Here is a 229-nt window from a genome sequence, read left to right as displayed (position 1 = left end):
AGAACAACCGGCACTGATTCTCGCCGACCACCACGGCGACGCCCCGAAACTGGACCCGGTCACCTGCAACACCAAAGCCGGTGGCAGCACCCAACAGGCCTGCGTGTTCCAGTTTGCCTACGAAGAACGGGTCAAAGCCGCCACCGTGGCCATGAAGGACTACACCTTCAAGAACCCCGCCTACGCCCTGATGCACGAACAAAATGCCGGCGGTGTTAACCACCGGGAA

The 229-nt window shown here is 60.7% G+C and carries 1 protein-coding gene; it reads left to right on the top strand.

Annotated features, from left to right (window positions below; genetic code table 11):
* On the top strand, window positions 1-229 hold a 229-nt coding region (locus Q675_RS35410), incomplete at both ends, for a contractile injection system protein, VgrG/Pvc8 family (RefSeq protein WP_036193758.1).

The sequence above is a fragment of the Marinobacter sp. EN3 genome (assembly GCF_000475315.1).
Classification (GTDB): Bacteria; Pseudomonadota; Gammaproteobacteria; order Pseudomonadales; family Oleiphilaceae; genus Marinobacter; species Marinobacter nauticus.
This window is presented reverse-complemented; position numbering and strand designations above follow the sequence as displayed.